At 54.9% G+C, this 12,559-nt stretch carries 12 protein-coding genes; 9 read left to right on the forward strand and 3 right to left on the reverse strand.

Annotated elements, in window-relative coordinates; translation table 11 throughout:
• Positions 1-4 precede the first annotated feature (4 nt).
• From TMES_RS13725 to TMES_RS13760, 8 genes are all read left to right on the forward strand, one after another.
• A complete protein-coding gene (locus TMES_RS13725; RefSeq protein ID WP_245835418.1) occupies positions 5-1,399 on the forward strand; it encodes an aminotransferase family protein in 1,395 nt (464 codons plus the stop codon).
• Positions 1,389-2,318 (forward strand): 3,5-dioxohexanoate:acetyl-CoA acetone transferase, encoded by a 930-nt coding sequence (gene kce, locus TMES_RS13730; RefSeq protein ID WP_085583438.1) that lies wholly within the window; start codon positions 1,389-1,391, stop codon positions 2,316-2,318. The genes TMES_RS13725 and kce overlap by 11 nt, the downstream gene beginning before the upstream one ends.
• 74 nt (positions 2,319-2,392) lie before the next feature.
• A complete protein-coding gene (locus TMES_RS13735; RefSeq protein ID WP_143589652.1) occupies positions 2,393-3,427 on the forward strand; it encodes a histone deacetylase family protein in 1,035 nt (344 codons plus the stop codon).
• A complete protein-coding gene (locus TMES_RS13740; protein ID WP_085583442.1) occupies positions 3,424-4,560 on the forward strand; it encodes an NAD(P)/FAD-dependent oxidoreductase in 1,137 nt (378 codons plus the stop codon). The genes TMES_RS13735 and TMES_RS13740 overlap by 4 nt, the downstream gene beginning before the upstream one ends.
• 17 nt (positions 4,561-4,577) lie before the next feature.
• Positions 4,578-5,867, forward strand: coding sequence for a M20 family metallopeptidase (locus TMES_RS13745; RefSeq protein ID WP_085583444.1), 1,290 nt, complete (start codon positions 4,578-4,580; stop codon positions 5,865-5,867).
• Positions 5,868-5,910: 43 nt separating this feature from the next.
• On the forward strand, positions 5,911-6,255 hold the full coding sequence (locus tag TMES_RS13750) for a RidA family protein (protein ID WP_085583446.1): 345 nt from the start codon (positions 5,911-5,913) through the stop codon (positions 6,253-6,255).
• Positions 6,256-6,594: 339 nt separating this feature from the next.
• Complete coding sequence (locus tag TMES_RS13755) at positions 6,595-7,083, forward strand: MarR family winged helix-turn-helix transcriptional regulator (protein ID WP_085583448.1); 489 nt, start codon at positions 6,595-6,597, stop codon at positions 7,081-7,083.
• A 2-nt stretch (positions 7,084-7,085) separates the two neighbouring features.
• Positions 7,086-9,161 (forward strand): FUSC family protein, encoded by a 2,076-nt coding sequence (locus TMES_RS13760; RefSeq protein ID WP_085583450.1) that lies wholly within the window; start codon positions 7,086-7,088, stop codon positions 9,159-9,161.
• A gap of 47 nt (positions 9,162-9,208) precedes the next feature.
• Here TMES_RS13760 and TMES_RS13765 read toward each other — a convergent pair whose 3' ends face one another.
• Complete coding sequence (locus tag TMES_RS13765) at positions 9,209-10,462, reverse strand: bifunctional alpha/beta hydrolase/OsmC family protein (RefSeq protein ID WP_085583452.1); 1,254 nt, start codon at positions 10,460-10,462, stop codon at positions 9,209-9,211.
• 110 nt (positions 10,463-10,572) lie between these two features.
• On the opposite strand from TMES_RS13765, the gene TMES_RS13770 reads away from it, so the two are divergent.
• Positions 10,573-11,100: a GNAT family N-acetyltransferase gene (locus TMES_RS13770; RefSeq protein WP_158091238.1), complete on the forward strand. Its 528-nt coding sequence runs from the start codon at positions 10,573-10,575 to the stop codon at positions 11,098-11,100.
• Between the two features lie 15 nt (positions 11,101-11,115).
• Here the strand turns inward: TMES_RS13770 and TMES_RS13775 are convergent, their stop codons facing one another.
• A complete protein-coding gene (locus TMES_RS13775) occupies positions 11,116-11,613 on the reverse strand; it encodes a thioesterase family protein (protein ID WP_085583456.1) in 498 nt (165 codons plus the stop codon).
• Positions 11,610-12,551 (reverse strand): bifunctional Delta(1)-pyrroline-2-carboxylate/Delta(1)-piperideine-2-carboxylate reductase, encoded by a 942-nt coding sequence (gene lhpI / locus TMES_RS13780; protein ID WP_085583458.1) that lies wholly within the window; start codon positions 12,549-12,551, stop codon positions 11,610-11,612. Before lhpI ends, TMES_RS13775 begins: the two co-directional genes overlap by 4 nt.
• Between the last annotated feature and the right edge of the window lie 8 nt (positions 12,552-12,559).

Below are 12,559 nucleotides of genomic sequence, written 5' to 3' on the forward strand. Positions count from 1 at the left end.
CGAAATGACGTCCAAAATGACACCTGAAAAGACAAAACCCGGACATAACCGGGAATCCCGCCTGTTTTATCAAAGCCGATCCCGCCGCCCCCTGATTGACCATGCCAAGGGCGTTTACATGTGGGATGTGGATAGCAAACGCTATATTGATGCGTCAAGCGGGGCCATGGTCAGCAATATTGGCCATAGCGACCCGCGCGTGATTGCCGCCATGCAAGACCAGATGCAAAAGGCGACTTTTGCCTATCGCCTGCATTTTGAAAACGAGGCCGCCGAAAATCTGGCGTGGCGTTTGGCCGAACGCGCACCGGGCGATCTCGAACGGGTGTTTTTTGTATCAGGCGGGTCCGAAGCCGTTGAAAGCTGCCTGAAACTGGCGCGCCAATACGCCCTTGCCATTGGCGAAGCACAGCGTTTCAAAGTCATTTCGCGCTTTCCCAGCTATCATGGCTCAACACTCGGCGCGCTGGCCATCACCGGCTATACCCCCATGCACGCGCCCTTTGCCCCGATGATGGTCGATCAACCCAAAATCCCTGCGCCCACCTGCTACCTTGACCGCGATGATCTTAGCGATCATGACCGGGGGCTGAAATACGCCAACATGCTGGAAGCCGAAATTTTACGCCAAGGCCCGGAAACCGTGCTGGCATTTATCATGGAACCGGTTGGCGGGGCGGCCACCGGCGCACTTGTCGCACCCGATAGTTATTACGCCCGCATTCGCGAAATTTGCGACCAATACGGCATTTTGCTGATTTACGATGAAGTCATGACCGGTGCCGGGCGCACCGGTACCTATTTTGCCGCCGAACACTGGAACATCGTGCCCGATATTCTGGCCGTCTCCAAGGGGCTGGCAGCGGGCTATGTGCCGCTGGGTGCCATGATCGCACCTGACCGCATTGTCGGCCCGGTGCTGGACCATGGCGGGTTTATTCACGGCTATACCTATGCGGGCAACCCGATTGCCTGTGCTGCGGGCAATGCGGTGCTTGATGTCATTGAACAAGACGACCTTCTGGCCAATGCCGCCCAATCAGGCGCGGCGCTAAAGGCCGAACTCACCAAGCTGATGGCCCAACATGCCATGATTGGCGATGTGCGCGGCCTTGGCCTGATGCTGGCGATTGAACTGGTGGCCAATCGCGACAGCATGGAACCGATTGCGCCAAAACACATGGCTGCGGCCCGCTTGGTTGATATCGCCTATGACAAGGGATTAATCATTTACTGGCGGCGCACGCGGGGCGGTTATCGGGGCGACCACGTTATGATCTGCCCGCCCTTAACCATCACACCTGACCAGTTCGACGATATCCTGATCCCGCTCAACGAAGCCTTGGCCGAACTTGCGACCGAATTAAAACAGGCCGGAGGTTTTGATCATGGCGGATAAGGTTATCATCACCTGTGCGGTTACCGGGTCGGTTCATACCCCGTCCATGAGCCGCTATTTGCCAATAACCCCCGATGAAATTGCCGAACAGGCGATTGCAGCGGCCAATGCCGGTGCGGCAATTTTACATTTGCACGCCCGGGACCCCAAAACAGGTTTTCCGGCACCCGACCCGGCTTTGTTCATGCAGTTCCTGCCGCGCATCAAAGATGCCACCGACGCCGTTATCAACATTTCAACGGGCGGCGGCATGACCATGACGGTCGAGCAACGCATACAAGCTGCACAACAAGCCGCCCCCGAAATGGCGTCGCTAAACCTGGGCACCATGAATTTCGGCCTGTTTCCAGCCCTTAATCGCAAAACAGAATGGCAATATGACTGGGAACCGGAATTTTTGGAAAACAGCCGGGATTTCGTATTTAAAAATACTTTTTCAGATATAGAAATAATGCTGGCGAAATTGGGCGAAGCCAACGGCACCCGGTTTGAATTTGAATGCTACGATGTCGGCCATCTTTATACCCTGGCCCATTATGTCGATCGCGGTCTGGTCAAAGGGCCGATCTTTTTGCAATTCGTGCTGGGTATTCTCGGCGGCATTGGTGCCGACCCTGAAAACCTGATCCATATGAAAGCCACTGCCGACCGGCTTTTTGGCGATCAATACCGGTTTTCAGTCCTGGGGGCCGGACGCCATCAAATCCCGTTTGCCACCATGTCAGCCAGCATGGGCGGGCATGTGCGTGTCGGGCTTGAGGATAATCTTTATATCCGCAAGGGCGAACTGGCGCAAAACAACGCCGAACAGGTATTTAAAATTCGCGAGATATTGGCCGGATTGAACCTTGAAATTGCCACCCCCGACGAAGCCCGTGCAATGCTGGGCCTAAAGGGTGCGGATAACGTTTCGTTTTAACTGATCCGGTTCTGATAAATCCATCGCGCCAGCACCATGACCACCACCACCATCAGCAATGAAAGGGCGGCCCGATGATGCATGCCTATTTTTCACCCGATCAAATGTTGCACCACGGCCAGACTTTTATGGTGGGTGGCGAACGAAAACCCATTCCCGAGGTGCCCGAGCGCGCTGAAATCCTTAATTCGGCGCTTGGAAAACTCGGCATCATCCCGCAAAACCCGGCTGATTTCGGGCTGGCGCCAATCGCACAGGTACATTCGCCAGAATATTTGCGTTTTTTGGAAAACATCCATCATAACTGGCGCGCTGCGGGCGGGGCCGAAATTGTCGTGCCCCATATTCACCCGTTTGACCGTACCGGCCCCTACCCGCAAACACCCGCCGCACAGGCCGGTTTTCATTTGGGCGATACATCCTGCCCGGTTTCGGCCACCACATGGCAATCGGCGCGCAGCAGTGCCAATTGTGCTGTCGCTGCAGCCCGCCATGTGCGCGATGACAATAATGCCGATTGCGCCTATGCGCTGTGCCGCCCGCCCGGCCACCATGCCAGCCGCGATATTGCCGGGGGGTTTTGTTACCTGAACAATTCCGCCATTGCCGCCCGGCAACTGCGCGAACAATTTGGCCGCGTCGCCATCCTTGATATCGACCTGCATCATGGCAACGGCACCCAGCATATATTTTATGATTGCGACGATGTTTTAACCGTGTCGATTCATGCCGACCCGGCGCAATTTTACCCCTTTTACTGGGGCCATGCCCAGGAACGCGGAACAGGCCGGGGATTGGGATATAACCACAACATTCCCCTGCCCCTTGGCAGCGGCGATGATGTGTTTTTATCGGCCCTGGATCGCGCAACCGACATCATCCATCATTATGCGCCCGGCGCTTTGGTTCTCGCCTGCGGGCTGGATGCCTCACGCGATGATCCGTTTGGCGGCTTAACCGTCAGCACCGGCGGGTTTGGTAAAATCGCCCGTAAAATCAGCTTGATCGGCCTGCCCACCGTGATAGTTCAGGAAGGGGGCTATGTCAGCCCAACGCTGGCCGATAATCTGGTGCAGTTTTTAGGAAGTTTTGCGGAGGCACGATCATGATCACAGCTGACATTATCATTATTGGCGGCGGTATCGCCGGGATGTCTGCAGCATATTTTTTGGCCAAGAAAGGCAAAAAAGTGATTGTGCTCGAACGCGAAGATCAGCCTGGCTATCACAGCACGGGCCGGTCCGCAGCGCTATATAGTGAAACATACGGTCCCAAAATCATTCGCAAAATGTCGACCGCAAGCAAGGCATTTTTTCTGTCACCGCCCGACGGTTTCACATCCCACCCGATTCTGACCCCGCGCGGTGTTATTGTTACCGCCATGCCCGGTGAAGAAGCCAAGTTTGACGAGCTTTTAACCGAAGGCCGTGCCAACGGGGCAAATGTGATCGCCCTTAGCCCCGAACAAATTGCCGAACTGGTGCCGATTGTTAAGCCCGAACTTTTGATCGGCGGGGCGCTAGAAACCGATGCCATGGATATTGATGTCCATGCGTTGCATTGGGGGTTTATTGCCCAGTTTAAAAAGATGGGCGGCACGATTGTGACCCGGGCCGATGTAACCGGCATTGAAAAAACAGGCGTTGAATGGCAGGTAACAATTGGCAATGGCGACGTTTTTAAGGGCACCGTTGTTGTAAATGCCGCCGGGGCATGGGCCGATGAAATTGCGAAACAGGCACAGATCAAACCCCTTGGCCTAACCCCCAAACGCCGCACGGCCGTGATGATTGACCTGCCCGCCGGAATGAATGCCGATCATTGGCATATGGTTTCCAGCATTGATGAAGGCCTGTATTTCAAACCCGATGCCGGGCGTTTGCTGGTATCTCCCGCCGATGCCACCCCCACCATCCCGCAAGATGCCCAGCCCGAAGAACTTGACATTGCCATTACGATTGACCGGCTGGTAACCGCCACCACCCTGACGGTAAACCGCCCCGGCGAAAGCTGGGCCGGGCTGCGCAGTTTCTTTGCCGATGGCGACCCGGTTTCGGGTTTTGACCCCGACCATGGCGGTTTTTACTGGCTGGCGGGACAAGGCGGATACGGCATTCAAACCGCACCGGCAATGGGCGAATATGCCGCCTGCATGATTTGCGGCGAAGATGTTCCCGCCGCAATGCAAAAACTGGGTGTAACCCAGGCCGCATTATCGCCCACCCGGCTGTCCCTGTCTTAACGCAAAGGTTTCCAACCATGTCACATCCCAAAGCCGACCGGTCAACCTTGCGCAAGGCTGTGCGTGCCCGGCAGGACCAAATCATTGCCGATGTGTCCGAGCTAGTGACATTGCCCAGCCTGTTAGGGCAGGAACAATCGGCCCAAAACTGGATGGCGGACAAATACCGCGCGATGGGGCTGGATGTGGAAACTGTTGCGATCGATATTGCCACCCTGCGCGACAAACCGGGTTTTTCACCCCCGGTAATCGATGATTACGACGGACGTGAAAATGTTGTTGGCATTCATACCCCCACAACAATAACAGGCCGCAGCCTGATCCTGAACGGGCATATCGATGTGGTGCCCACCGGCCCGGCAGAGCTGTGGCAACAACCGCCGTTCAGCCCGCACGTTATTGGCGATTGGCTGTATGGCCGTGGGGCGGGCGATATGAAAGCCGGCCTCATTGCCAGTTGCCATGCACTTTCGGCCTTGCGCGATATTGGGCTAGAACCCGCCGCGCCGGTTATTTTGCAATCCGTGGTCGAGGAAGAATGCACCGGCAATGGCGCGCTGGCCTGCCTGCATGCCGGGTATCGCGCCGATTGCGCCATCATCCCCGAACCTTTCAACCAAACCCTGATGACAGCGCAACTTGGCGTGATGTGGTTTCAGCTTCATGTTACCGGCAGCCCCGCCCATGTGCTTGATACATCGGCGGGCAGCAACGCGATTGAGGCGGCCTATGGCTTTTTTGACACGCTAAAGGAAGTCGAAGACCTGTGGAACCATCCCGGCCACCGGCACGAAGCCTATGGTGCGCATAATCATCCGGTTAATTTTAATCTGGGTAAAATTTCGGGCGGGGAGTGGGCATCTACCGTGCCGCCAACCTGTGACGCCGATATTCGCATCGGGTTCTATCCCGGCATGGATATGGCCGAAATTCGTTCCATGATCAACGACGTTGCAAAATCGGCGACAGATAATCACCCCGCCTGCAAGGGTGCCACATTCACCCTCGGCTATCGCGGCTTTCAGGCCGAAGGATGTGTGATGGATGAAACCCACCCGATGATGACAATGATTGGCGATTTGCACCGCGAAGTCACGGGAAACACAATAAAAAATTATGCATCAACCGCAACAACGGATGCACGTTTTTTCCAGATTTATGGCAATATCCCGGCCACATGTTACGGGCCAAAGGCAGAACGCATTCACGGCATTGATGAACGGGTTTCAATTTCGTCGGTGATGGAAGTCACCGAAGTTCTGGCCCTGTTTATTGCCGATTGGTGTGGTACCAACCCGCAGGCCTGAATTTTACACCGATACTTTAAACCAAAGAAAAACGGAGCATAAAATGAGCATCGAACGTTTCCATACCGGCCCGCGTATGAGCCAGGCAGTTGTCCATGGTGACACCGTATATCTGGCCGGTCAGGTTGGCGAACCGGGCGCATCTGTTAGCGCGCAGACCACCAAATGCCTGGAACAGGTTGATGCCCTGCTGGCCGAATGCGGCTCAAAAAAGGAAAACATCCTGCAAGCCGTGATCTGGCTGGCTGACATGAGCGATTTTGCCGAGATGAATGCCGTTTGGGATGCCTGGGTGCCACAGGGCCATACCCCGGCCCGCGCGTGCGGCGAAGCCAAACTGGCAACCCCGGACTACAAGGTCGAATTCATTATTACCGCTGCCAAATAACCAACAATCCATCCGGGCGGCATTTTTTGTCGCCCGGTTCCACCCCAAAGCTGTCTCAGTCATTTCTTCGTTTGCCTTAGCGATCCGACCCCGGAAGCAAAAACCCTTTTGGCGACGCAATATAATCACGGCTTGTGGCGTCAGCTTTGCGGAAATCCACCTGATAAATGACCCTTACGACACCTGCGCCAAACAATGGTTTGATCGCACACCCTAAAACCTTCTCCCTCGGCGAAAACCACCATTTTGATACCTCTCGCGTTAAGACACCGCCCCCAATAGGTTCTCCTTATTCCAATTCATATTGTAAGCATATAATTTGTATGCTAACTATATTTTATGGAAAACATCGACCTTTTACGCCAAACCGTAACCACAAACCTGTTGCAAACCGGGCGTCACTGGCGCCGGGCAGCAACACAGGTTTTGGGTCATCACGGTATATCCGAAGCCTGTGCATCGCCGCTTATCTGGATCAGCCGTATGGGCGGTGGTACCCGGCAGGTGGTATTGGCGCATTGCATCGGTATCGAAAGTGCATCTCTTGTGCGCTTGCTAGACCAGTTGGAAGCCAACAACCTGATTGAACGCAAGGCAGACCCCAGCGACCGGCGGGCAAAATGTATCTGGTTAACGCAGGAAGGCCAGGAACTGGCGACCAAGATGGAAGCATTATTGATACAGCTTCGCAGTCGTATTCTGGCAAATGTCACCCGCGAAGACCTTGAAGCAACCCTTCGGGTTTTTCAGGCGTTTGACGACGACACCAGCGAGAGCGTGGCGGCACCTGCAGCCGCATCACAAACTGCAAAGACGGCCGGAGCCTGAATGTGAGCTTTCCCACCTGGCGCGACTGGATTTTTTCCAGCAAAGCCTTTGTTGCTTCCATGCTTGCGCTTTATATCGCGCTGTTTTTTGACCTGCCCCGTCCCTATTGGGCGATGGCGGCGGTTTATGTTGTGTCAAATCCGCTGGCAGGTGCGACCGGGTCCAAGGCAATGTATCGTGCACTGGGTACCGTGATCGGTGCCTGTGCTGCCGTGTTTTTTGTTCCCGTTTTTGTCAATTCCCCCGAATTGCTGAGCCTTGTGGTCGCACTTTGGACCGGGGTTTTGCTTTATATTTCGATGCTGGACCGTACCCCGCGCAGTTATGTCTTCATGCTGGCGGGATATACGTTACCACTTATCGCCCTCCCCGATGTTGGTACACCGGAACTGATTTTTGACACCGCCCTGGCGCGTAGCGAGGAAATCATTCTGGGCATATTGTGTGCCAGCATCGTCAATGCTGTTGTTTTTCCTGTGAGTGTCAACAGCCTGCTCGATGGCAATATTTCAAAATGGCTGAACGATGCCGCAAGCTGGGCCGATGAAATTTTGCGCGGTGAAGGGGCCATCCCGGAAACACCGGTAAAGCGCCAAAAACTTGCCGCCGACATTACCGGGCTAAATATGTTGCTGAGCCAGTTGCGCTATGATGTGAAAACACGCGAAGTCGTCAGGCCAACACGCGAATTGCGTGGCCGCCTTTTAATGTTGCTGCCGCTGTTTTCATCCCTGGCGGACCGGCTTCACGCGTTAAAACAAAACAATCAGGGTTTGCCCGCCGATATCAGCCCTGTTTTATGTGCGGTCGCCGACTGGTTTGACACCCCGCAAAACATCAATGATGAAACGACCCACGCGTTAATCGCGCGGATAGATGCCGCCGACATATCCGACCCGACAAAAACCCATGTTTGGGATAATATGGTCCGCGCCAGCGCAATGGCGCGGTTGCGCGAAATTGTTTATCTGTGGCGCGATTGTAATTCCCTGCGTGATATCATCGCCGATGGCAAACACAAACGCCACTGGCGCGCCCTGTTTCGTCATCGCAAGGTTATTGGGCAAACCCGGTATTATGATTACGGCATGATGCTGTTTTCATGCGGATCAACCGTTTTGGCAACCTTGATTGCAAGTTTGGCGTGGATCCAGTCTGGCTGGCAATATGGGGCCGGGGCAGTATTAATGACGGCGGTGAGCGGATCATTTTTCGCCGCGATGGACAGACCGGCCCCGTTCATTATGATTTTGCTCAAATGGTTTTCCGCCAGTCTGGCGTTATCATTTGTCTATCTGTTTCTGATTTTGCCCCGCATCGATGGCTTTCCGTTGCTGGTTCTGGCTTTTGCCCCACCTTTCCTGATTTTGGGCACCCTGATGCCACGCCCGCAATATGCAATTATTGCCATGTTACTCACAGTATCAACGGCGTCGTTCATCGCCCTTCAAAACCGTTTCAGCGTTAATTTTGATTCGTTCCTGAACGGCGGGATCGCCTCGCTGATCGGGATCGCATTCTCGCTGGTCTGGACCCTGCTGGTGCGCCCGTTTGGCAGCGAACTGGCCGCACGCCGCCTGATGCGTGCGGGGTGGGCCGATTTGGCCAATACTGCCGCCGGGCAACATGGCGGCGACCACGCGGCGTTGTCGGGCCGCATGCTTGACCGATTGGGCCAGCTTGTTCCAAGGCTGGCCAGCCTTGAAGACCGCGAACTGGCAAAGGTTGATGGTTTTGCCGAAGTACGTCTGGGCTTTAACATTCTGGTTTTGCAACGCGAACGCCGCCGCCTTGGCCCGGCCAGCCGCGATGCCATCGATGCCGTCCTTTCTGCCATTGCCGGTTTTTTCACCCAACGCTTAAAACAAGGCAAAGCCCTGGAACCTGACGATGCGTTGCTGTTTGATATCGAACACTGTCTTGAACAGGTCGCAAACGAACCTGCCGGTAAACGGGCCGAAGCACTGGATGCGCTGGTCGGGGTCAAACGGGTGTTGTTTCCCAACGCGACAAGCGCCAGCAGGTTACTTCCCCACATCAACGCCAATGACAGCGCAGATTTCAAGGCGGCGCAATAATCTGAATATCAATACGGATCGCGCCGGTTAAGCTGCCGCAAACCGCGTCATTGATCGCGGCTGTCACGGGTAAAAATAACCGCATTGCTTTCAAGTGTGCGGTGAACCGGGCATTTATTGGCGATTTCAATCAACTTTTTGCGCACGTCATCGCTTAAATCACCCTGCAAGGTAATAACCCTTTCAAACCGGTCAATCCTGGCGGTGTCCTGATGCGGCCCGTCGCCGCAATCCGCGCAGTCTCGTGCATGGATTTTCTGATGCGTGACCTGCACCGAAATACCATCAAGGGCGATCTGTTTGAAATCGGCATACATGCGGATCGTCATTGAGGTGCAGGCCCCCAATGCCGCTGCCAGATATTCATAGGGCGAAGGACCGCTTGCAAGGCCGCCTGCCCCCTCGGGTTCATCGGCCAGCATCCGGTGCGGGCCCGCCACCAGCATGGTTTGAAATTTTCCAAGGCCGGTTTCACGCGCCAGAATACCTTCATCTGCCCCCGCCGGGGTGGTGCCGGATGATGCGGCGGCATCCTTTGCCACCACATAGGGGCGGGCCCAGGTCGCAATAACATTGGCGGCATAGGTCGCGTCGTCAGGGTCGCGCAGCAAATGATCAGCTTTGTTTAGCGACACATAACTTTTGGGGTGCCACGCCGCGGTGAAAATGCGGCTGGCATTATCAATGCCAACGGTTTGATCCATTGGCGCATGTAACACCAGCAACGCCTTATGCAAAGACGCGACCGATTTTTCAATATCATGCACTGCCAGATCATCAAGGAACTGTTTTTTAATCACAAAGGGACGACCGCTTAGCGACACATCGGCCTGCCCTGCTGCACGAATTTCGGCCAGTTTGTCGGCAAAATTTTCGGTTACATGGTCAATATCTGCTGGTGCGGCGATGGTGGCAACGGCCATTGCTTCGGGAATATCCCCGGCAACGGCCAATATGGCCGCGCCCCCCAGTGAATGACCAATCAGCAATTTGGGGGCTTCATACTCGACCCGCATATAATCCGCCGCTCGGCGCAAGTCTTCAAGGTTGGAGGTAAAGTTGGTCGAGGCAAAATCACCGCCGGAGCCGCCCAGCCCGGTAAAATCAAACCGCAAGACAGCAATTCCCTGCTCGTTCAAGGCTTGGGCAATTTTACGCGCTGCCGTCAAATCCTTGGTGCAGGTAAAACAATGGGCAAACAGGGCATAGGCCAAAACAGGCCCTGCAGGCAAATCCAGCCGTGCTGAAAGCGATGCGCCCATTGCCCCTTCAAAGCCAAGCCTGATCGGACGAACTGCCATGTTTTTCTCCGTCGCCAAAGGTGAAATATGCCTTGATAAGATGTTGTTACTGTAGCATTTTAACGGGTAACATTTGCATGTTTTTTACGCTGAAAGACAGGCGATTTCAGATGCTGCGAATTAAAACACCCCGACTGACCTTGCGCCCGGCAACGCCGCATGATGCCAATTTTATACACAGATTGTTAAACCAGCCGGACTGGATTGAATATATTGGCGACCGCAATATTGGCGATCTGGCAACAGCGGCGGTTTATATCAACGAACGCCTGATCGCGGCGTATCACCGCGATGGTTTTGGCCTGTATCTTGTCGATTTACAAGCAAGCGGGGAAACAATTGGCCTTTGCGGGCTGGTCAAACGGCAAACCCTGCCCGATCCCGATATCGGCTTTGCCTTTCTTGATCAATGGCAAGGCCAGGGTTTTGCCCGCGAGGCCGCACAAGCCACCTTGAAATATGCCTATCAGGATTTGGGCCTTAAACGGGTTGTCGGCTTTACCTTGCCCGGCAACAACCGTTCAATCCGGTTGCTTGAAAGCATCGGCATGGTGTTTGACAGCACCGTTTATGTCGATGGCGACCGCAAGGCCTGTAACCTGTATGTGCCCGCCAACCAGAACAATCCGGTGCCCTGAAAAATCACGGCAGGATTACGTGCGCCGGATACCAATGGTGCGACCCACGCCAGATGGCATCGGTAAATCGCGCTGTGCGCCCCGAATACCATCAAGTGTTTTGAAAATATCGTCAGGAAACGGGGCTGATCGCCGTGTTTCCATATTGATATGCATGGTAATTATTTCGTTGGTCGCCGCCAGCCAGCCTTCATTTGCGTGGCGCATTTCATGATACATGTGAATGCGTTTTGCATCGCAATCAAGCACCCGGGTGTGTAATTCAAATGGTTCATTCACATGAATTTCCCGGTCATAGGTGGCGTGCATTTCCAGCGCAAAGGTCGACCCGCCGCGCCGTGCGGGATAGGTCCGCCCCAGCCCGACGGCATCGAGAAACGCCAGCGACCCCAGATTAAAGGCAACGATATAATAGCCAACATTGACATGGCCGTTAAAATCGATCCATTCCGGCACGACATTGCCGCGATAGCTGATCAGCATATCGGGGCCAAACAAATCGGTGCTGATCATTTATCCATCGCCTCGACAACGCTAACAGCGGCCGCAAAATCTTCCAGCGCATGACCGACCGATTTAAACACCGTACATTCATCATCGGACTGACGACCTTTAACCGTACCGCGTGTCAGATCGAACAGGTCGCCAATGATATCGTTTTTGCTGATGGCACCAGACTGAATGGCCTGCACCACATCGCCGCCTTCGGCCGATGCGCCATCAAAACTGTCGACATAGACGCGGCATTTTTTCATCACATCATCATCGGTTTCGCGCATGGTGGGTTTGAACGCCCCAACAAGGTCAACATGAACACCCCCGGGCAGCCATGCCCCGCGCACCAGCGGTTCGGTGCTGAGCGTAGCGCACGAAATGATATCGGCGGTTTTGCACGCCGCTTCCAGATCATCAGTGCCAGATGCTTCAAACCCCAAAAGTTCAACTTCACGCGCCAGCGTTACTGCCTTTTCCGGGCGGCGGTTCCAGATGGTTACTTTTTTAATCGGGCGGACCGATGCATGGGCTGCAATCAGGTTGGGGGCCATCGCCCCGGTGCCGACCATAACCAGATGGCTGGCATCCTTGCGCGCCAGATAATCCGCCGCCAGGGCCGAGGCCGCCGCCGTGCGCCGCGTGGTCAGCCGGGTGCCATCCAGCACCGCCGCAGGCTGGCCGGTGACACCATCCAATAATATGTAAATACCCGAAACAGCGGGCAGGTTACGTGCGGAATTACCCGGCACGACGGCTGCCACCTTGACCCCGGCAGCACCATCCTTTTCCCACGAAGGCATGATCAACAAGGTTGCGTCGTCTTCGCCGGTTCGTTCCATGTTAAAATGGCTGCGAAGCGGCGTTTCACAGCCCTTGGCAAACCAGCGGCGCAGGGCTTCAACCATATCGCGCGGGGGAACAGAACGATCAATATCTTCGGCAGTAACGAAACGCATGGGGCCTA

The sequence above is a fragment of the Thalassospira mesophila genome, from assembly GCF_002115755.1.
Classification (GTDB): Bacteria; Pseudomonadota; Alphaproteobacteria; order Rhodospirillales; family Thalassospiraceae; genus Thalassospira; species Thalassospira mesophila.